General features: G+C 39.4%; 20 protein-coding genes. 10 read left to right on the forward strand and 10 right to left on the reverse strand.

The features are described from left to right. Window positions 1–4: 4 nt before the first annotated feature. The gene (locus NMK50_RS06870) at window positions 5–1,345 is read left to right on the forward strand and encodes an ATP-binding protein (protein WP_254769859.1); all 1,341 of its coding nucleotides are present in this window, start codon (window positions 5–7) and stop codon (window positions 1,343–1,345) included. 23 nt (window positions 1,346–1,368) lie between these two features. On the opposite strand, the gene NMK50_RS06875 is transcribed toward NMK50_RS06870, so the two are convergent. Beyond that, a complete protein-coding gene (locus NMK50_RS06875) occupies window positions 1,369–1,869 on the reverse strand; it encodes a type III secretion system chaperone family protein (RefSeq protein WP_254771210.1) in 501 nt (166 codons plus the stop codon). A 363-nt stretch (window positions 1,870–2,232) separates the two neighbouring features. Continuing rightward, window positions 2,233–2,490 (reverse strand): accessory factor UbiK family protein, encoded by a 258-nt coding sequence (locus tag NMK50_RS06880; protein ID WP_254769860.1) that lies wholly within the window; start codon window positions 2,488–2,490, stop codon window positions 2,233–2,235. Between the two features lie 262 nt (window positions 2,491–2,752). On the opposite strand from NMK50_RS06880, the gene lgt reads away from it, so the two are divergent. From lgt to NMK50_RS06900, 4 genes are all read left to right on the forward strand, one after another. Then, window positions 2,753–3,613: a prolipoprotein diacylglyceryl transferase gene (lgt, locus tag NMK50_RS06885; RefSeq protein WP_254769861.1), complete on the forward strand. Its 861-nt coding sequence runs from the start codon at window positions 2,753–2,755 to the stop codon at window positions 3,611–3,613. Continuing rightward, window positions 3,606–4,685: a class I SAM-dependent methyltransferase gene (locus tag NMK50_RS06890; RefSeq protein WP_254769862.1), complete on the forward strand. Its 1,080-nt coding sequence runs from the start codon at window positions 3,606–3,608 to the stop codon at window positions 4,683–4,685. Before lgt ends, NMK50_RS06890 begins: the two co-directional genes overlap by 8 nt. Before the next feature lie 82 nt (window positions 4,686–4,767). Further along, window positions 4,768–5,556 (forward strand): peptidoglycan editing factor PgeF, encoded by a 789-nt coding sequence (pgeF, locus tag NMK50_RS06895; protein WP_254769863.1) that lies wholly within the window; start codon window positions 4,768–4,770, stop codon window positions 5,554–5,556. Between the two features lie 438 nt (window positions 5,557–5,994). Continuing rightward, window positions 5,995–6,927 carry a ribose-phosphate pyrophosphokinase gene (locus NMK50_RS06900; protein ID WP_254769864.1) on the forward strand — a complete coding sequence of 311 codons (933 nt, stop codon included), beginning with the start codon at window positions 5,995–5,997 and terminating at the stop codon, window positions 6,925–6,927. On the opposite strand, the gene NMK50_RS06905 is transcribed toward NMK50_RS06900, so the two are convergent. Then, window positions 6,924–8,435, reverse strand: a complete 1,512-nt coding sequence (locus NMK50_RS06905) for a helicase HerA domain-containing protein (RefSeq protein ID WP_254769865.1) — start codon at window positions 8,433–8,435, stop codon at window positions 6,924–6,926. The two genes, NMK50_RS06900 and NMK50_RS06905, sit on opposite strands and share 4 nt — an antisense overlap. Window positions 8,436–8,715: 280 nt before the next feature. Here NMK50_RS06905 and NMK50_RS06910 point away from each other — a divergent pair, with 280 nt between their 5' ends. Next, a complete protein-coding gene (locus NMK50_RS06910; protein WP_254769866.1) occupies window positions 8,716–9,342 on the forward strand; it encodes a 50S ribosomal protein L25/general stress protein Ctc in 627 nt (208 codons plus the stop codon). Between the two features lie 81 nt (window positions 9,343–9,423). Continuing rightward, window positions 9,424–10,005: an aminoacyl-tRNA hydrolase gene (pth, locus tag NMK50_RS06915; protein WP_254769867.1), complete on the forward strand. Its 582-nt coding sequence runs from the start codon at window positions 9,424–9,426 to the stop codon at window positions 10,003–10,005. Window positions 10,006–10,789: 784 nt separating this feature from the next. Here the strand turns inward: pth and NMK50_RS06920 are convergent. Continuing rightward, window positions 10,790–11,530 (reverse strand): L,D-transpeptidase, encoded by a 741-nt coding sequence (locus NMK50_RS06920; protein ID WP_254771211.1) that lies wholly within the window; start codon window positions 11,528–11,530, stop codon window positions 10,790–10,792. 258 nt (window positions 11,531–11,788) lie between these two features. Between NMK50_RS06920 and ychF the strand changes: the two genes are divergently transcribed. After that, on the forward strand, window positions 11,789–12,892 hold the full coding sequence (ychF, locus tag NMK50_RS06925) for a redox-regulated ATPase YchF (protein ID WP_254769868.1): 1,104 nt from the start codon (window positions 11,789–11,791) through the stop codon (window positions 12,890–12,892). Window positions 12,893–13,017: 125 nt separating this feature from the next. Here the strand turns inward: ychF and NMK50_RS06930 are convergent, their stop codons facing one another. From NMK50_RS06930 to petA, 4 genes are all read right to left on the reverse strand, one after another. After that, a complete protein-coding gene (locus tag NMK50_RS06930; protein WP_254769869.1) occupies window positions 13,018–13,458 on the reverse strand; it encodes a PRC-barrel domain-containing protein in 441 nt (146 codons plus the stop codon). Between the two features lie 107 nt (window positions 13,459–13,565). Beyond that, a complete protein-coding gene (locus NMK50_RS06935) occupies window positions 13,566–14,444 on the reverse strand; it encodes a cytochrome c1 (RefSeq protein ID WP_254769870.1) in 879 nt (292 codons plus the stop codon). Continuing rightward, complete coding sequence (locus NMK50_RS06940) at window positions 14,438–15,694, reverse strand: cytochrome b (RefSeq protein ID WP_254769871.1); 1,257 nt, start codon at window positions 15,692–15,694, stop codon at window positions 14,438–14,440. Before NMK50_RS06940 ends, NMK50_RS06935 begins: the two co-directional genes overlap by 7 nt. Before the next feature lie 4 nt (window positions 15,695–15,698). Then, window positions 15,699–16,247 (reverse strand): ubiquinol-cytochrome c reductase iron-sulfur subunit, encoded by a 549-nt coding sequence (gene petA, locus NMK50_RS06945; protein ID WP_254769872.1) that lies wholly within the window; start codon window positions 16,245–16,247, stop codon window positions 15,699–15,701. Window positions 16,248–17,392: 1,145 nt separating this feature from the next. Here petA and NMK50_RS06950 point away from each other — a divergent pair. Beyond that, window positions 17,393–17,869 (forward strand): tRNA (cytidine(34)-2'-O)-methyltransferase, encoded by a 477-nt coding sequence (locus tag NMK50_RS06950; protein ID WP_254769873.1) that lies wholly within the window; start codon window positions 17,393–17,395, stop codon window positions 17,867–17,869. 15 nt (window positions 17,870–17,884) lie between these two features. Here the strand turns inward: NMK50_RS06950 and NMK50_RS06955 are convergent, their stop codons facing one another. Beyond that, a complete protein-coding gene (locus NMK50_RS06955) occupies window positions 17,885–18,031 on the reverse strand; it encodes a hypothetical protein (protein ID WP_254769874.1) in 147 nt (48 codons plus the stop codon). Window positions 18,032–18,300: 269 nt separating this feature from the next. Further along, window positions 18,301–19,554 carry a CCA tRNA nucleotidyltransferase gene (locus NMK50_RS06960; protein WP_254769875.1) on the reverse strand — a complete coding sequence of 418 codons (1,254 nt, stop codon included), beginning with the start codon at window positions 19,552–19,554 and terminating at the stop codon, window positions 18,301–18,303. A 258-nt stretch (window positions 19,555–19,812) separates the two neighbouring features. On the opposite strand from NMK50_RS06960, the gene NMK50_RS06965 reads away from it, so the two are divergent. Further along, window positions 19,813–20,844 (forward strand): AAA family ATPase, encoded by a 1,032-nt coding sequence (locus tag NMK50_RS06965; protein ID WP_254769876.1) that lies wholly within the window; start codon window positions 19,813–19,815, stop codon window positions 20,842–20,844. Window position 20,845 lies beyond the last annotated feature (1 nt).

Genomic DNA, 20,845 nt, shown 5'->3' on the forward strand with positions numbered 1-20,845 from the left:
CATAATGATCAAACCTTCAAGAAAATTTGCCCAATGGCTAACAAAGAAGATGCCTAAACGGCTTTATACCCGCTCTTTGATCATTATTATTGCTCCTATGGTTCTCCTACAAACAGTGATTGGCTATGTCTTTATGGAACGCCATTGGCAAATGGTAACCGAACGTCTTTCAACTGCTGTTGTTCATGATATTTCTGCCATTATTGATATTATTGAAACTTATCCGCAACAAGATAACTATGAAAATATCAAGCGTATTGCACAACAACGTATGGGATTAAATATTTCTATTTTACCCCCATCTCCCCTTCCCCCTTCAGGACCCAAACCATTTTTTGCCATTCTTGATTATTTTTTAAGTGAAGAAATTAAACGCCAAATTAACCGCCCCTTCTGGATTGATACAGTAGGTGATTCTGATCTTGTTGAAATCCGTATTCATCTTGGTCATAATATCTTGCGCGTCTTTGCATTACGCAGCCAAGCTTATGCTTCCAATACGGCTATTTTTTTAAGCTGGATGGTAGGAACAGCGCTCGTTTTATTGCTGATAGCAATATACTTCCTGCGCAACCAAATTAGACCGATTCAACAATTGGCTGAAGCAGCAGAGAGTTTTGGACGTGGTCGTCCTTTACCAAAAGGATTTCAACCACAAGGCGCTGACGAAGTTCGTCGTGCTGGCATCGCTTTTTTACGCATGCGTGAACGTATTGAACGGCAAATTGAACAACGTACCATGATGCTCTCAGGGGTCAGTCATGATTTAAGAACCATTCTTACACGCTTTAAACTACAGTTAGCGTTAGCAAATACTGACATGGATATGAAACCCCTTGAGCAAGATGTAAGTGACATGCAAAATATGTTAGAAGATTACCTTGCTTTCGCCCGCAGCGAAAGAAATGAAAGTGTTAAAAGCTTTGATTTAAATGCTCTCATGCAAAAATTCTCTGCCGATGCGCATCTTCATAAACGTCAATTTTCCTATACCATTGAAGGCCCGACATACATACAAGTACGCCCCCGTGCCTTCACGCGTCTTGTAAGCAATCTTATGTCAAATGCCTTTTGTTATGCCAACACTGTCCATTTGAAAGCCACATCTAAACAAGAAACCTTTATCTTAACTATCGACGATGACGGACCTGGAATCCATAAAAACATGCGTACAGAAGTTTTTAAACCATTTTTTAGGCTTGATAAAGCACGCAATCAAGATGCAAGTGGAACGGGTCTTGGCCTTTCTATTGCTCAAGATATAGCGCGCAGCCATGGAGGCAACATTAAATTAAATGACAGCCCGCTTGGGGGATTACGCGCTACGCTTGATATTCCTTTATGAGTCCCCCCCGAAAACTTATTGATTTAAGCATTTCCTACAGTTTCAAACAAAGTATATTGGAGTGCCTTGCAAGCACTTTCCCCTCTCCAAGCAACCATCTGAAATGCAACATAATGGCTTTCACAGACTTTAAGCGCATAGATCAATAATGTTTCAACCTGTATATGAGATGGATGCAGCCCTCCAGCCAAAAGAAGCCCCTGCCGATAAATAACGGAATTATTCCCTTGCCAATAATCAAAATGTCCCAGCAACAATTTTTCATTAATTGCCAGCAATAAGCGATGCATTTCTGCTGTTCGCGCATTTTCCATAGAAAGATCAAATGCACAAGCTAAATGAAGCGCCTCCTGCTCTTCCATCCAAGAAAAAGCAAGGCGATAATTTGCTCGTTTTCCTTCCACGCAAACGCTAATTTCATCTTGAGCATCTCGCTCAAACGACCAATCATATTTACAGGCAATCTGTTCAATAAAATCAACAGGATGCTCTTCCCTTTCTGTGGCGCAAAATGCAAGCCTCATCATAACCCTCAATCACATTAAAACATTGGTCAACAGCACATAAACCACCCAAACTGTAACAATATTTTGCTACAATTAAAGCTTTCACACGAAACAAATACACCTTAAAAACAATCGACAATACACACGCCCCGGCACCCAATAATACTCCCCGCGGCAGCCTGATAATAAAAAACGAATCATCAAGCACTTCCAGTGTATTGATACAATTTTATAGTGCTAGTCCCCTGATTCAAAAAAATGTTCTTTTTAAAAAAACAAATCAAAAAATGAAGAACCCCTCTCCTCTAACAGACTCAGGATTAAGCATTTTTTAGTTTCACGCATAACATTGAAAAATTGGGGATATTTTTTCTAAGGTTCTTATTTTTTTCGTGTTTTTATTTTTTCTAGCGCATCAAGACGTTTTTTTAAATCAGCATTGTCGGCATGCACTTTCAATACCATCTCCTTAAAGGTTTCAAATTCTTCCCGTGAAACAAGATCAAGTTTATTGGCGATCTTTTCAGCCTGCGAACGAAATGCTGTTCCAGCTTCCTGTCGTATACCTTGTGCAACACTCGCTGCATCCGTTGCTAATTTTGCTAATTCATCAAGAATACGATTAGATCCATTACACATAAGATTTTCCTTTAAGTAAACTAACTGACACCCACATTATAGCGTATTTTTATAACATTTAGATACTGTATTTGTTTCTCTATCCTATAGAGTTTATTTTCCCATAAAGATTTTCTTTAAGTCTTTTTATACTCTTTTTCCATTATAAAGTTTTCACACTAAAATTCAGTGGAAATCTACTCCGCTCCTAGCTTGACCATTAAACATTCATCTGTCATTCCTGACCATCATGTCCCTTTCTATAATGTAAAATGCTTAACTCATGAACACTCTTTCTTGTCCAACCATTGCTTTTCCATCTTTTCTCGATCCCGTCATTATACAGTTAGGCCCCGTATCTCTCCATTGGTATGGACTAGGTTACGTAGTGGGTATTCTTTTTGCTTGGTGGTATGCGCAAAAATTATTAAAAAGACAACCACTATGGTATGCCAATCATCCTCCTATGGATAAAGAAAAAATAGGGGATTTTGTTGTCTGGTCTGCCATCAGCATCGTTGTTGGTGGACGCTTAGGACAGGTGCTTGTCTGGGATCCTCTTTATTATTTTAGCCATCCAAGCGCCATCATTGCGGTCTGGGATGGTGGGATGTCCTTTCATGGTGGACTAATTGGCATCATTATTGCAATGGTCTGGTTTGCCCGAAAAAACAATATCAATATACGAGTCATGTTTGATATCGTTGCTGCAGGTGCCCCTATTGGTATTGGCATTGTGAGAATATGCAATTTCATTAACCAAGAGTTATGGGGCAATATTACCACACAGCCTTGGGCTGTTTGTTTTCCCCTAGATCCTTATTATCTCCCCCGTCATCCAAGTCAGCTCTACGAAGCTTTCATGGAAGGATTTCTTCTTTTCATCATCTTATACCTTATGATTTTTGCTTTCAAAGCATTAAAACGCCCCGGCATGGTGGCAGGAGTGTTTATTATAGGCTATGCAATAGCACGCAGTTTTTCAGAAATTTACCGTGCTCCTCAAGAAGATCCAGAATGGTTTTCTACTCTTTTCCATTCTACTGGATTGACCTACGGCATGGCTTTATCTCTTCCCATGTTTTTTTTAGGACTTTATCTTATTTTCCAAGCCTTTAAACACAAGCCAATAGAAAATGGTTAGCCTCAAAGAAAAAATTAAAGAAATCATTATGCTCAATGGGCCAATCACTGTCAGTCAATATATGGCATTAGCTCTTACTGATTGTGAATTTGGCTATTATCAAACCCAAACACCTTTTGGCCGCACAGGTGATTTCATCACCGCCCCTGAAATAAGCCAATTATTTGGAGAGATGATAGGTATTTGGACCCTTGCAAACTGGAACGCCCGTGGCTGTCCGCAGCCTTTCATTCTTGCTGAAATGGGCCCAGGACGTGGAACGCTCATGGATGATATTTTGCGTACCATTCAAAAATTATCCACAACAGCCTTTAATGCTGCTGAAATTTTTCTTATTGAGATCAGTGAAAAACTTGCCAAAGAACAAAAAAAGCGTCTTTCTTCTTATCAAAAAAAAATCCATAGTCTTAAAAACTTTTCTGAAATTCCCTCACAACCTTTGTTCTTAATTGCCAATGAGTTTTTCGATGCACTCCCCATTAACCAATATATTAAAAGCGATGGACAATGGAAAGAACGCCTCATTACAATAAATCAAGAAGGAGACTTCATCTTTGTTACTTCTCCACATAAACTCCCTTCTTCCTGCTTACAGTCCTATTGTTCTAAAATGCCTGATGGAACAATTTTTGAACACGCGCCCTCTCGACATCAATTAATGCAAAAAATCAGCAACCACTTAAGGAAAGTAACAGGTTCTGCTTTGCTTATTGACTATGGTGCCTCTGACCTTGCCTTTGGCGATACACTACAAGCAATCTCAAAGCATAGATTCCGCGATATCTTTGAAGCTCCCGGTGATCATGATTTAACATCCCATGTTGATTTTTCTTTTTTAAAAAAAATAGCTCTTGAACAAGGTTGTTTTGCTGAAATTCTAGAACAAGGAGAGTTTCTTGTAAAAATGGGACTTTTGGAGCGTGCACAACAACTTGGAGCAGGAAAAAGCACGACACAAAAAGACAAAATTTGTCAAGACATCGAACGATTAGCCGGTCCAGATCAAATGGGTAAATTGTTTAAAGTCTTATATGTTTGTGATAAAAACATACCTTTACCTCCTCAATTTTAATGACCGACAATCATGCTTATTGAAAAATACATCTTATCCACCATTCTTACTTGAAAAAGGACACCCCCTATAAGCAACTTTTATGAATTCTATCCCTGTTCCTATCCTAGCAAAAGATCTTTCTGCTTTACACCGGCATGGGATAAAACATGGTTTTTTTACACGTCAAGCTGGTGTTTCAAAAAGCTTTTATCAAAGCCAAAATGTTGGACAAAACGCACATAATCAACCTGAACATAGTATCCAAAATCGCATTTTGATTGCCGATTATTTTGGTGTTAAGGTGCAAAACTTCGTCACTCTCAATCAAATACATTCCTGCGGTGTTGTCGTGGTTAATCAAGCTTTTATTGATGACGTTCCGAAAGCCGATGCCCTTGTTACCACCACACAAGGACTAGCAATCGGCATTCTTACCGCAGATTGTGGACCAATTCTCTTTGCTGATCCACGAGCAGATGTCATCGCTGCTGCACATGCTGGCTGGCGAGGAAGCTTCAATGGCATTGTAGAAAAAACCATTTGTGTGATGGAAGAACAAGGAGCCAAAAGACAATCCATAACAGCAGTCCTTGGACCTTGTATTGGTCCTTGCAACTACGAAGTCACAAGCGAATTTTATCACCAATTTGTTGATTACCATAATAAGTTCCAAAAATATTTTTTGAAAACAGATAAAGGAAATCACTTTCGCTTTAACCTATGGGCATTCATTATGAATCAACTAAAAGAAGCAGGAGTTCACGCTTCTTGTGTAGAGCTTTGTACCTATCAAGATGAACAAAGCTTTTTTTCCTATCGCCGTGCGATACACCGCAATGAACCTGATGATGAACGGCAAATTTCTGCTCTTATGCTGAAAAAGAGATAATTATCCTTGGATTCTAAAGAAGAACAGTAAAATTGTACAATAATTTTTGTCTCTCAATAAATTTTAACAACTTCTCTTATAGGATGACCTTTTATCGCAAAATGATCTCTTAACTTGGAGAATATAAGCGCTTTAACGCCATGTTCTTTTCAAGATTTTCTTATGATGGAAAAAACATTCATAGATCAGAAATCACATAGAGTGATATTGTTTTGTTATAACATGAAAGTAAAAAAGCTTAATGAAGAGATCTTTTTCACCTCATACCCCAAAAGAATACTGCTTAAAAGTAACAAAAATTCTGGAAAAAGAAAAAACCAAACGTATAGCTCTTTCACAATGACAGAGAAAATTGTAATGCTGTTGTAATTGTTGCCTTGTCATTTGGTAACAAGAAGTCAAACACCGTCTCTACCGTGATTCTTTAGAGGTTCTACTATGAAACTTTTCTGCGGCAATTCTAACCCACGCCTTGCTGAGGATGTTACGAATTATTTAAATATTCCCTTAGGCAAGGCAACTGTGAAACGCTTTGCCGATCAAGAAATTTTCGTAGAATTACATGAAAATGTACGCGGACAAGACGTGTTTGTTTTGCAATCCACATCTTATCCTGCTAACGATCACTTGATGGAATTGCTCATCATGATTGATGCACTTCGCCGTTCTTCGGCCCGTCGTATCACAGCTGTAATCCCCTATTTTGGTTATGCCCGTCAAGATCGTAAACCTGGACCACGCACCCCTATTTCAGCAAAACTTGTTGCCAACCTGATTGCTGAAGCAGGAGCGCATCGTGTTTTAACTTTGGATCTTCATGCAGGACAAATCCAAGGTTTTTTTGATATTCCAACCGATAATCTCTATGCTGTTCCGGTTATTTCTCGGGATGTTAAAATGCACTACTCCCTTGAAAATGTTATTGTTGTTTCACCTGATGTTGGTGGTGTAGTACGCGCACGCGCGCTCGCTAAGCGTTTGAACAGTTTGCTTGCTATTGTTGATAAACGTCGTGAACGTCCTGGTGAATCAGAAGTTATGAATATCATTGGAGATGTCTCCGGAAAAGATTGTCTTTTGCTCGATGATATTGTTGATTCAGGTGGAACACTATGCAATGCAGCAAGTGCTCTCCTTAAACACGGGGCCAATAGTGTTACAGCTTACATAACGCACGGTGTTCTTTCTGGAAATGCTGTTGATCGCATTACCAACTCAGAAATGAAAGAATTGGTTATTACAGATTCAATTATGCCAACGCAAGCAATTGAAAAGGCGCATAATATTCGCGTTTTACCCATTGCCGACCTTATTGGAGAAGCAATTGCAAGAACAGCAGCAGAACAATCTGTCTCAAGCTTATTTGGTTAAGCTGATCCCTTTGGATCTCCTGGTGCTGTTTCTACACCAAGATCAGGGAAAGCAACAATGCGTTGACCATTAAAATGTGTATGGACAACAACCAGTCCACGCTCTTCGAAGTAGGTTAAAAGCCGACGAGCGCGACTTAAAGAATGTGTCCCATAAAGACGTGCCAAAAATGCATCGGATGGGCATGGTTTTCCGCTCAAAGCGGCCTGTGCTACATTCAAAAAAACACCTTGAACATCATCTTCCAAACTTTCCGAGAGATGTAAAATGCGTTTCCAACTTTCACTTACCGCTGTTTCTTCATCAACACAAGCTTGAGCAACAACCAATTTACGCCGAAATTGTGCAAGATTTAAAAGCTGTCCTGAATGACCATGAATACGACAACGAACCAAGAAATCTTGATAAAGCACGGCTGTTGAACGATAAAAAGCCTCAGGATCATCAAGAATTTCCCGAATAACATGTTCTGCTTGAATATCACGATCAACGGTAGAAAGTTCAGGAAATAAGTTTGGTTCTTCTTCCAACAATTCTTGTTTTTTATGCACAACTTCTTCTAATACCTCATGAACTGATTTTTCTCTGATCGGCTCTCGTGCCGGCTCTCGTGATTGTTTAAAGGGAAGTAAAATTTCCTCTGGAGAAGCCGTAAAAACCAGTTCTTTGACATCAGCCCGCTCCGTTGGAAGGGGCATTAATTTAGGGCTAGTAGAACGTGCCAATGTTTCGACAGAGCCAATGATAATCGGTAAGGGGCGTCGTGATAAAGCAGGGCCTAAAGCGATAAAATGCCCCCGTTCAAGATCTCTAAACATTTCTGCTTGACGACGCTCCATCCCCAAAAGATCAGCCGCGCGCACCATATCAATATCTAAAAAAGTCCGTCCTATTAAAAAATTGGATGCTTCAGCAGCCACGTTTTTAGCAAGCTTAGCCAAACGCTGCGTAGCAATGACACCAGCAAGACCACGTTTTCGCCCTCGACACATAAGATTGGTCATAGCACCAAGAGAAATCTTACGTGCTTCATCAGAAACTTCTCCTGCCACAGCTGGAGCAAACAATTGTGCTTCATCGACCACAACGAGCATAGGATACCAATAATCACGCTCCACATCAAATAATGCACCAAGAAAAGCACCCACAGCGCGCATTTGTTGTTCAGTATCCAAACCTTCAAGGTTGAAAACGACAGAAACCCGATGTTGGCGAATTCGATGGGCAATGCGTGTCAATTCTCGTTCACTGCGTTGAGCCTCAACAACAACATGGTCAAATTTATCCGCTAAAGTGACAAAATCACCCTCTGGATCAATCACACAATGTTGCACCCACGCAGCGCTTTGCTCCAAAAGACGGCGGAGAAGATGTGATTTTCCTGAACCAGAATTGCCCTGCACAAGAAGACGTGTCGCCAACAATTCTTCCAAATCAACGCATGCAGGCGCTGTTTTATGCAAAGCGCGACATTCTGTCATCTCACCCAAGGCGATATCAACTTTCATAACATCTCCAGTATTTGATTGTGAATATATCGGCTCATATTTATTCTCCATCGAAACCATGTGTGTAACATTTCCTCTTTCCCAACGATAGAAATCATCGATTTTTCCCACAACTCTTGCATCTGTAAACAGTTTGAATTATAGAACAGTCTTCTGCGTAGACACCCTTGGAGGCAACGCAGGATGGAGCAATCGCTGCTTAGCAACGTATATCTTCATATTCATACAAAACTGTTGTTGGTTTTTGATGAATCTCCAATCATATAAAAGGACTTAAATTATGAGCAAAAGCTATACTCTTAAGGCCGAGATACGCGAGCGGGTTGGTAAGGGGTCCTCCCGTGAACTTCGCCGTAACGGTCTTATTCCTGCTGTCATTTATGGTGAAAAACAACCACCTTTGGCAATCACAGTTCCCTATAAAGAAATTTTTTATAAAATTCACGCTGGTGGTTTTCGTACCACCACTGCAACTATTGTCATTGGCAAACAAAGAATTATGGTGTTACCAAAAGATTACCAATTAGACCCAGTGCGTGACTTTCCCTTACATGTTGACTTCTTGCGTATTTCAGCGAAATCGGTTGTTGAAGTGAATATTCCTGTCCACTTTCTTAATGAAGAGACAGCACCTGGTCTTAAAAAGGGAGGCGTCCTCAATATTGTTCGCCATGAAATTGAATGTACCGCTCCAGCAAATGCTATCCCTGAAGCGATTGAGATTGATCTCGCAAACTACTCTATTGGTGATTCTATCCATATTTCAGCAGTAAAATTACCAGAAGGGGTTACACCCGTTATCCAAGATCGAGACTTTACCATTGCAACCATCGCAGCCCCTGCTGATATGGATGTCAGTGATGAAACTTCTAAACAAGAGGATGACGAAAACAACGAAACAACTTGATAAATTTCAGCAGGCGGGAATTTTCCCGCCTTCACGGATTGAAAATTCCCAAATCCCTTATACTTTACTAAAGGCATACGCATGTGGCTCATTGCTGGTCTTGGCAATCCTGGTTCACAATATCAAAATAACCGCCATAATATTGGTTTTATGGCTATTGATGCCATTTACCAATCTTTTTCTTTTTCTCTATGGTCAAAAAAATTTCAAGCCGAAATTTCCAGTGGTCTCATAAATGATGAAAAAATTCTTCTTCTCAAGCCTCAAACTTTTATGAATCTCTCCGGTCAAACCATTGGCGAAGCCTTACGATTTTATAAGTTAGATTTAAAAAATTTGCTTATCATTTGTGACGAACTAGATCTCCCACCAGGAAAAGTACGTGTAAAAATCGGTGGAGGAAACAACGGACACAATGGTATAAAATCCATTGATGCCCATTGTGGCACTGATTACTGCCGTCTACGTTTAGGGATTGGACGTCCCAATTCCAAAGAACTTGTTCATCAACATGTGCTAGGAAATTTTGCAAAATCCGATCAAGAATGGCTTCCCCTTCTTTTACAAGCAATTGCCAAAAACATTCCGCTCCTCATCAAGGGTGATAACAGCCTTTTTATGAACGAAATCGCACGAACAATAAAAAATGAAAACCCACTATAACAGTTCATCGTTCTAGGACACAAAGTCAATCATACATTGTTGAATTCTCATACATAAGACTCTTTTTAAAGAGAAAGAGCATGAAGAAATAAACCAGCATCACATGAATTTATAAGGATAATATACCGTTATTTATCTTAAATGAGACCACCGAATACCCTAAGATTCTCTCATTTCAAATCTATGGTATACCAAATCAATCAAAGCCATCTTCTTGTACATAAGAAACAGGATAATTGTGTAGACAAAAACACGAAAAGAAAGGAATAAAAATGCCTCTCATAAATCGCGTTAATACAAAAGCAGCAGAAACATTGGGTGACAAGAGAATATAATGATGGTGCCAGCTTGTACCTTTACAAACGTAAAAATGGTGGTACTCAATGGTTTTTACACTAGAGCATCTACGGGAAGAGCCATAAAATAGGCTTGGATGCACTGAGAGATGTTTTTTTAAAGCGCATAAATTGGCAACCCAATGGCGTTCTCTTCTACATCAAGGTCACGCTCCATTGAAGAACGTGACAAACAAAAACGTGAGGTAATGTGCAATCTCTATTATTTTAAAAGATCTTTCTGTGGATGCTTTTGAAAGTTGTAAGGCCGAGTTAAAGAGTGATAGTAAGGTTGGAGACTGATTTTTTCCTTTACGCCTTCATATTCTTCCCAAATTAAGCTGTCTGTCTCCCCACTTCAGAGATTACAGAAAACCAATATACGCACTACATTTCCTCTCATCTGATAAAATCATCCAATGATACGAACAAAGATCACATCCTTAAAATTAAAAGAAACTCTCTGGATTAATAGTCTCCTGAAGCGGATCATACATTCTTGATCGTTGACTTAAAGCCGCTCGACGCTCATCATTTTGCAACACCACCACACGTGCGCCAACAGAAACACGATCATAAAGATCAATAATATCTTGATTAAGCAACCGAATACATCCGCTTGAAATAGCGCGACCAATAGACCAAGACTCATGAGAACCATGAATACGGAAGAGTGTATCCTGCCCATTTTTGAACAGATAAAGTGCTCGTGCACCCAAAGGATTATCGGGTCCTGGAGGCATCCCTCCCCCCAAATGACCATAACGTTCTGGTTCTCGCGCCATCATTGCCACGGTAGGCACCCAATTTGGCCACCGACGCTTGCGCTGCACAACCCCCTCACCTTCAAATGCCAACCCTTCCTTACCAACCCCAATACCATAACGCAAAGCCTGTCCATTTTTACCAATAAGATAAAGGAAACATTTCTGCGTATCTATCACCAATGTTCCAGGTGGATAAGATGTATAATAAATCACTTTTTGACGCCAGAATTTTGGATCAATTGTCGTAAGATCAATAGCGGGCAATAAGTAAGGCTCATTGGTTACAGGACCGTATAAGGCCTGCATCTCTGCTGGAATATGCATAACTTGTTGAGAAGGAACAAACGACATATCTGATTGACGCGTAGCACATCCAACCAAAGCCAAAGGTGCTGCAATTAAAAAAGCACGACGAGATAACACTCTTACATTCTCTCCAATTAATTCTTTATGCAAACTTGCATACTATGAAAAACTTAGCGTATTATTAACGCTAATTTGAAAATCTCTTATCCTTAAGAGAGAGGGTTTTAAAAGATGTCTAAAAAAGCAACCCACTCGTTAACATAGACTTTTTTCTTATCTACGGCAATAAGAGACTATAACTCTTCTTAAAATATGCTATAAAAATGTCAAAGATGTTTCGTCTGAATCATAAAATCAATAGAAAAGAAAATGCTCATGGGCTTTAAATGTGGTATTGTGGGATTACCTAATGTTGGTAAATCAACCCTTTTTAATGCATTAACAAAAACAGCAACAGCGCAAGCTGCCAATTATCCCTTTTGCACAATTGAGCCCAATACCGGTGAAGTTGCTGTTCCAGATTTGCGAATGGAAAAAATTGCATCAATCGCCGGCTCAAAAGAAATCATACCCACACGCATCAGTTTTGTTGATATTGCTGGACTCGTACGAGGCGCTTCAAAAGGTGAAGGTTTAGGCAATAAGTTTTTAGCCAATATCCGAGAAGTCGATGCCATCGTTCACGTTTTACGCTGTTTTCAAGACGATGATATTACCCATGTAGAAGGCCGTATTGATCCTGTTTCTGATGCTACAACTGTTGAAACAGAACTTATGCTTGCAGATCTTGAAAGCCTTGAGCGACGAATTGTACAAATCCGTAAACGTGCAACCGGCAAAGAGAAAGAAGCTCTCACCTTTCTTCCCATTATGGAAGCAGCATTGGATTTACTACAGAAAGGAAGCCCTGTCCGGTTATTACTCAAAGAAATTTCTTCCGATGAACGCCGTATCCTTGATAATTTAAACCTTTTAACGTCCAAACCGGTACTTTATGTTTGCAATGTGAGCGAGGATGACGCCGCTCATGGAAATAACTTCACCAAAACTGTTGAAAAAATAGCAACAGAGCAAAATGCGCAAAGCGTCATCATTTCTGCTTCAATAGAAGCAGAAATCACCCAACTTGATGATGTAGAAGCCTCAGAATATCTTAATGCCTTAGAACTCTTTGAACCAAGTTTAAACCGCCTCATACGTGCTGGCTACTCTTTGCTTGATCTGATTACTTACTTTACCTGTGGCCCCAAAGAAACACGCGCATGGACGATTGTGCGTGGGACAAAAGCCCCCCAAGCGGCTGGTGTGATCCACTCAGACTTTGAACGTGGTTTTATTCGTGCTCAAACCATCAGCTACGAGGATTATATCGCTCTAGGTGGAGAAAATGGTGCAAAAGAAGCAGGTAAAGCCCGTGATGAAGGCAAAGAATACATTGTGCAAGACGGTGATATTATGCTCTTTAAACATAACACCTAATATCTACTTCATCTTCACCTAATATCTACTTCATCTCACTGTTTCAACTTGAAAGATTTACACAAAAACAGTGCCATCATAGATCATGATAACACTGCTCTTTCCATAGAAAAGAAAATACGAAATTAACGGCTCCAACGTCCTTCGTACTTAAAAGTTGGAGCCTGTTTTAAAGAATCCTTTGTTGCATTGGTAATAAGCTTCCATTTGCCATAATCATTTATCATCTGGATTGTTTCTGGAGCAACAACCACATAACTTTCCCCTAAACCAAGGAAACCACCAACAGCAATAACAAATCCCGCAATATTATTTTCACGCAGAATGATATCTTTTACTTCACCAATATTTTCATCATCTATATTGTATACATTTGCACCAATAAGACTTGAAGCAACAAAATCCGTTGCTAAAGGCGTAACATAACGCACAGACATATCTGAACCCACCTGTACAGTCCCTGTTGAAGAAATCATTTCAGGTTTATGAGGAATTGTCAGAGGCTGAGCATAAGGACTAGAAGCCATCAAAACTGATATAAGAGTAGTATATACAATTTTCTTCATTTTAACATCTCCGTTTTTACTTTGCTTTTACTTTATAAAACTCAATGCATCATGATCCGATTTGTTCCATGCTCTTTCGCAACAAGTACCCTAGCCCTTTCTTCTTTTCAGCCTTTCCTATTCTCTCCCAATTTTTCTTCTAAACTACGCCAGATACGGACTTTCAAAATATAAACAAGACTTGCCAAAATGATTAAAAACAAGATAACACGAAACCCAGTTTTTTTACGAATCTCCATATGAGGGTCTGCAACCCACATCAAAAAAGCAGAGACATCACGCGCATATTGTTCAACTGTTTCCTGTGCCCCATCCTTATAGGAAACAATGCCATCACGCAACGGAGGCGCCATCGTTAAAGTATCACTTGCAACAAAATAAGGATTATACCAATAGCCCCCAGCAATTTTTTTATTTTCTGGTGCCTTTTGATATCCCGTTAAAAGAGCTGTAATATAATCTGGACCGGCCGTATTGTAATGCGTCAACACATCAGAAATAACAGCAGGAAATGGCAAAGATATGACGCGCGCTCGTGCCATCAACGAGAGATCTGGAGGATAAGCACTCTTGAGAATAAATCTTGCCTCTTCTTCATTAGTAAAGGGAGAAGGAAAAGTGTCTGTTGCAATACCAGCGCGTTTAAAAAATTCACCTTCTCGATTAGGGCCATCTTTCACTTCATTTTGCTTGGCAAAATTCTGGATCTGCTGCTGATTATAGCCTAGCGCCTTTAAATCATGAAAAGCCACATATTTCAACCCATGACAACTGGCACAAACCTGCCGATATACCTGGAAACCACGCCGCAATTGCACCTTATCATAAACCCCAAATGGCCCTGAAAAACTCCATTCTTGTTTTTTAGGAGCACGTAATGGAAAAGAACGAAACTCTTGCTCTTTAACAGAAACGTTCCTTGCAACACTCTGAAAAGAAAAGCTAAGCGTCGCTATAACAATTAATCCAATAAAAATATTCACCATAATGTATTTTTTTTCTGTTTCATATCTTCAGTCATTGAAGCAGGAAGAGAGCGCCCCTTTTCAAAAAGAGGGAGGACCGGCAAAACAACCAAAAAGAATATAAAATAATAAGCGATTGCTAAGTACGTCCATAAAAGAATGCTATCACTCATTTCTCTTGACCCCAACCAACCAAGAAATAGAACATCAAAAATAAAGGCCCAAAAGAAAATTTTATAAACAGGTCTATATCTTGCCGAGCATATTTGAGAGCGATCTAACCATGGAACAAACATCCAAACAAAAACCGATCCCGCTAAGAGAAGAACGCCCACAAAAGTTGATGAAAGAACACCAATATTAAAAGTTATAGCACGCAGCATCGTATAAAAAGGTAAAAAATACCACTCTGGTACGACACGAAGAGGCGCTTTTAAAGGATCAGCAACGCTATAATTTTCAGCTTGTCCCATATAATCGGGCATATAAAATAAAAACCAAGAAAAAAACAGCAAAAAAACAAGAATGGCAAACAGATCTTTCATAAACGCATAGGGAAAAAAAGGAACAATTTCCTCATCGGATTCTATTGCAAGACCGGTTGGATTCCCCTGTCCAACTTGATGAAGTGCCCAAATATGAAGCCCGACAAAAAAAAGTAAAACAAATGATAAAACATAATGAAAAACATAAAAACGATTCAAGGTTGGTTGTCCTACGCTATAACCACCAAGAAGTGTCTCATGCAGCCATGTCCCCACCAAAGGGATAGCTTTCAAAAGACCAGCAACCACTGAAGCTGCTGAAAAAGACATCATTCCCCAAACAAGCACATAACCAAAAAATGCTATTGCCATCATAGCGATATAGATAAAAACACCTGTAATCCAAACCATTTCGCGCATATTTTTATAAGAACCGTAATAAAGTCCGCGTGCTAAATGAAGATAAGCAGCAATAAAAAAGAAGGACGATCCTACACAATGCCATGGACGAAAAAGCCAACCAAACTGCCCCTCACGCCTAAAGCGTTCACCAGTTTCAAAGGCCAAATGAACGTCTGGAACATAATGCAATGCCAAAACAATGCCGGTCAAAAGCTGCGATAAAAGCATAACGGTCAAAATACCGCCAAATGTATAAAAGTAATTAAGATTACGTGGAACAGGAAAAATAACAAACGCATTATAAAAAAAACGAAGAAGAGGAAAACGCTTATTCAGCCAACGAGCAACAGTATTTTTAGGAAAATAAGGAGGAAATTTTGTCATCACCTCATCCTATTTTGAGTAAAGTATCAGAAAGAAAACGATAAGGGGGTATAGCTAAATTATAATGAGCGGGTCCTGAACGCACTCTTCCAGCTGTATCATAAACAGACCCGTGGCATGGACACAACCACCCTCCAAATTTTCCTGATTGTCCAAGTGTTACACAACCAAGATGCGTACAAAGATTAATGATAATAAGCCAATTCTCACGCCCCTCACCTGCCGAGCGCGCAAAATCTGTTGCCTCGTCTTCCCCTTCAAGATTAGGATTACGTGCCTGACGGTCTCTCAAAAGGCTTAATTTGGTAGCACGAGCCTCAGCAATTTCTTTTGTAGTGCGGTTACGAATAACGACAGGCTGTCCCCGCCACTTCACTGTTATCGACATGCCTTCTTCAATCCCAGAAAGGTCTACCTCCACACAAGAAGATGCCAAAACAACCTCATCTGGACGAAATTGACGGATAAAAGGCCACGCAACAAAACCCATTCCAACTGCCCCTGTCACAGCTGTTACTAAAAACAGAAAATCGCGCCTTGTTTGCTCACTCATTCCCTTAACAATAAGGTATCCATAGCTCTAAGACACCTTTTACCATACCAACTTCCATTGTACAATCCCTGATCTTTGAGTTCCCTAAACCATAAAACTCCTCAAAAAATTTCTTACCATTTATGCGATTTTTTATCTCGTCCAAAAACTTATAGTTCCCACTCTCAAAAAGAGTACAATTCTCCCCCCATTCTGATGCTTTCATTCTCAAGATCCTCAACGATAAAGCCCCCTCTTCAAAGATATGATCTGCTATTGCTACGCTGTTTATTGTAAAAACCAAGATTTTTTAACAAAAACAAATTTCAACCACCAATTTATGAAACACAAAACTCTTGCCTCATAGGAAAAGATTTATACAGAGATTTTTATAACCAACCTCTATAAAAAATTTAAATTTCGCATTAAACTCTCTTTAGAACTTCATCATAATCATAAAGTTCTGACACTATGAATATTGGTAAAAAAGCGATAAATACCCATTCTAAACTGCAACGTCTCCACATGTTATTTTTATGACCAATAAAGTTCTCACAATACAACACATTGTTTTATAGTATAATTTATCGTTTTGCCTATTAAATGAGATTCCCAAAAATCATAATATTATTTCATCTAAAACACTCTCATTTTGCATCAATCAAAATCATTTATTTGCACGTCATAAGCGGGAATAACGTGTGGGTAAAAAACATTGAGAAAGGAATAACAATGCCTATTTGAATCATTTAAATACCAAGGGCTGTTACAACATTAGCGGCTAGCAAAGAGTATGATGGAGCTGGCTTGCACCTTCATAAGCGTAAAGACAATGGTGCACAATGGCTTTATCGGTATACCATTTACCGGGCACGGATACGCATCTCTCATATGCAATAAAACTTCGCAAATAAAGTTGTCTCGAACACCCTCTGAATAAAATATGTTTTTGTTACTATTTACATTCGTATCAAAACGCATTAGCAATCGTTGTTTTCTTTGATTACATTCCACGTATCTCATAATAAACTTAAAGACAGAGCTTTCTCTAAAATACAGAATAAATGGCAGTAAAATACAAAAAATCTATGCTTCTCAATGATATTCTTTGAATAAACAAGAGAACTTCTTTACAAACACGAACAAAAAAACATACTATAGAGCATATGACACTTCATATTGCGCTTTTTCAACCGGATATCGCTGGTAATACTGGAACAATTTTGCGTCTTAGCGCTTGTTTTGGTTTACATGTACACATTATTGAACCAGCAGGCTTTAATCTGTCAGATCGCAATCTTAAGCGTGCAGGGCTCGATTATCTAGAATATGCTTCGCTAGAGCGGCATATTGATTGGCAACATTTCATACATGCTATGAAACATTTTAACCGTCGTCTTTTGCTTTTAAGCACAAAGGCACAAACATGCTATACGCAAATATGCTATCAAAAAAACGATGTTTTACTTTTTGGTCGTGAATCAGCCGGCGTTCCTGATTATATTCATGAAGCTGTTGATTGTGCATTAAAAATCCCCATGCAATCCCACGCGCGTTCTCTCAATCTGGCAATGAGTGTGGCCATAACAACAGGAGAAGCGCTTCGTCAAATTGGTTATCATGAAAAAAGAGAAACTTTATAAAAAAACACTAAGAAATTAAATCTTGATAAAAATACAAACACCTTGCCCATGAAAAACAGTTTTTAAAAGGAGGCTTTCAACACCACAAACCATTGATTTATAACGATAATTTACTGTATTGCCTGTTAAATGAGACTCCCGAATATTGTAAGATTCTCTCATCTCAAATCCCCTTATGTTGAATCAATCAAAACCATCCCTTTGCACGTCACAAGTGGGGTTGGTGTGTGGGGTGAAAACCGTTTAGAAAGGAGCAAAAATGCTTTTAATGAATCGTCTCAATAACAAGGGCTGTTGCAACATTGGGGGCTGGCGAAGAGTATGATGATGCCGGCTTATTACTTCATCACACTATGATGACTCTCAGTAATCAAAATGCTATAAACAATTTGCTCTATGAAAATAACAAAGATTCTTTATAACATTCTGTATTATAATTGAATTTTTTCTAATAAGGTATTACGATCCATTGAAAACCCACTTTCAATCCATAGTATCTCGAGCTCTTTGAGTTTTTCTCCTAACAAAACCCCTTTAGAGAAACCTTTTTTTATTAAATCCTTACCATTAATAGGAAAAGTAGGGATTTGCCATTTTTGAGCAAACTGGTAAAGCCGCACATAACTTTCTACTTTCTGCGCAACCTCATCCTCATCTAAGGTAGAAACATGTGCTGCTGCCACGCACAAGGACAATTGATCTAAAACCGGCTGACGGCCATGAAAATAAATCATTTTTTGCACAAAAGCGTTTGAACAGTTTTGGCTCGTCATTTTTAACCCTGCCCATTCCTTTAATCGCGTTGTTTCCTTATTAGAAAGACGCAAACGCTGTGCCATTTCATGAAGACGTATAGGATCAGGAGGGAGAAGGCTTTCCAGCCGTAACAACGGATCAATTTTCCAACCAAAAGCCTGTTCTGCTTTTACCAATGCGTGGATTGCATCAATGCCCCATTTTTCCGTTTCGGGAAAAACACGTGTTAAAACACCACTTTGACGCATCCATAAAAGAGCACGTGTTGGATCTGAAGCAGCGAGAAGTTTTTTCATCTCTCCCCAAATGCGCTCGCAGGACAGTTTTCGCAAACCATCTTTTAAACCAACACATGCTTTCAACCCCTGCGCATCAGGTCTTCCAGCTCCATACCAAGCAAAAAAGCGAAAAAACCGCAAAATACGCAAATAATCTTCACGAATACGATTTTCTGCAATACCGATAAAACGGACTGTCCGGCTAGCAATATCATTCAAACCGCCGACATCATCATAAAGGTGGCCATCGGCATCACAATAAAGCGCATTAATCGTAAAATCGCGCCGTCTAGCATCTTTTTTCCAATCGCGACCAAACGCTACTTTTGCATGACGACCATCCGTTTCAATATCAGAGCGAAGTGTTGTTATCTCATAAGAACATGATGGAGAAACCACCGTCACTGTACCAAATGCAATTCCTGTAGGAATGGCTTTAAATCCTGCTTCTTCTACACGCACGATAACCTGTTGCGGCAAGCAAGTTGTCGCAATATCAATATCGCTAATAGGCTGCCCTAGCAGCTGATTACGCACCGCCCCCCCCACAATACGTGCTTCTTCACCCCCAAAAGACAAAATACGAAGAAGTGTTTGGATATCACCATGCTGTAACCATTTAACGTCTTTGAAGTTTTGTCTTATGCCCACCCTCGAATCCTTTAAAAAATTGCTCTTGTTACCTTAAACAGATATTTTACGAGAATGATATCTCCAATACATCCCCTTACACAACACTCTTATTTGCTTCAATCTCGCGTATTTCAAAGAGAGCGCTGTGGGTATACAAATATTAAAAAATAACATATTATCCTTCTTTTCTTCTCATTTTCTGCTACAAATCATAAAATATTTATTACCATGCAGAGAAAATTATCGATTTTGCGACAAACGCCTTAAGGAAAAAATATGAGTCAACGTGATCCATCATCCAATTCTCTTAAAAAAGCCAATAGCAATAATGAAGCCCAAATGATCATTGATGATATTGATGCAGCACACAAAGAGTTGAATGTTCTACAACAAGAAATTGACAAAGTTATTTTTGGACAAAGTCACGTAATTGAATATGCTTTAATAGCTATTTTTTCTGGCGGGCATGGCCTTCTTGTTGGCGCACCAGGACTTGCTAAAACGCGTCTTGTCGAAACTTTAGCAACAGTCTTGGGACTTGATGAAAAACGCATTCAATTTACGCCCGATTTAATGCCATCAGACATTATCGGTTCTGAAATTATGGATTTAGATAAAAGCGGCAAACGTTCTTTCCGCTACGTCCAAGGCCCCATTTTCACCCAACTTCTTATGGCTGATGAAATCAACCGTGCTTCTCCACGCACGCAATCGGCTCTTTTACAAGCCATGCAAGAATATCATGTTACCGTTGCAGGCACCCGTTATGATTTACCACAACCTTTTCATGTGCTTGCAACGCAAAATCCTCTTGAACAGGAAGGAACCTACCCACTTCCTGAAGCACAACTGGATCGCTTTTTGATGCAAATTGATATTGACTATCCTGATCTAACCACAGAACGGCGTATTATTTTAGAAACAACCAGAGAAAAAAAGCAAAAGGCAAAACCGATTTTATCAACTCAAAAATTACAAAAAATTCAAAAGACTGTTCGTAAAATGCCTCTCTCAGAAAATGTTGTAGAAGCCATTTTAAAGATTGTCCGTTTGGCCCGCCCTCATAAAGACAACACTCTTGCCAATACTTATATTGCTTGGGGGCCTGGTCCTCGCGCATCACAAGCACTTTCACTTTGTGTCCGTGCTCGTGCACTTTATTATGGTCGTTTAGCACCCTCCCTTGATGATGTTGAAGCATTGGCTTATCCCGTCTTACAGCATCGCATGGCACTCAATTTTTCCGCACATGCTGAAAATATAACCGTAAAAGATATTATCAATAATCTCATAAAAGATGTTCTTTGAA

Origin of the sequence: Bartonella harrusi (assembly GCF_024297065.1) — a bacterium.
GTDB lineage: Bacteria > Pseudomonadota > Alphaproteobacteria > Rhizobiales > Rhizobiaceae > Bartonella > Bartonella harrusi.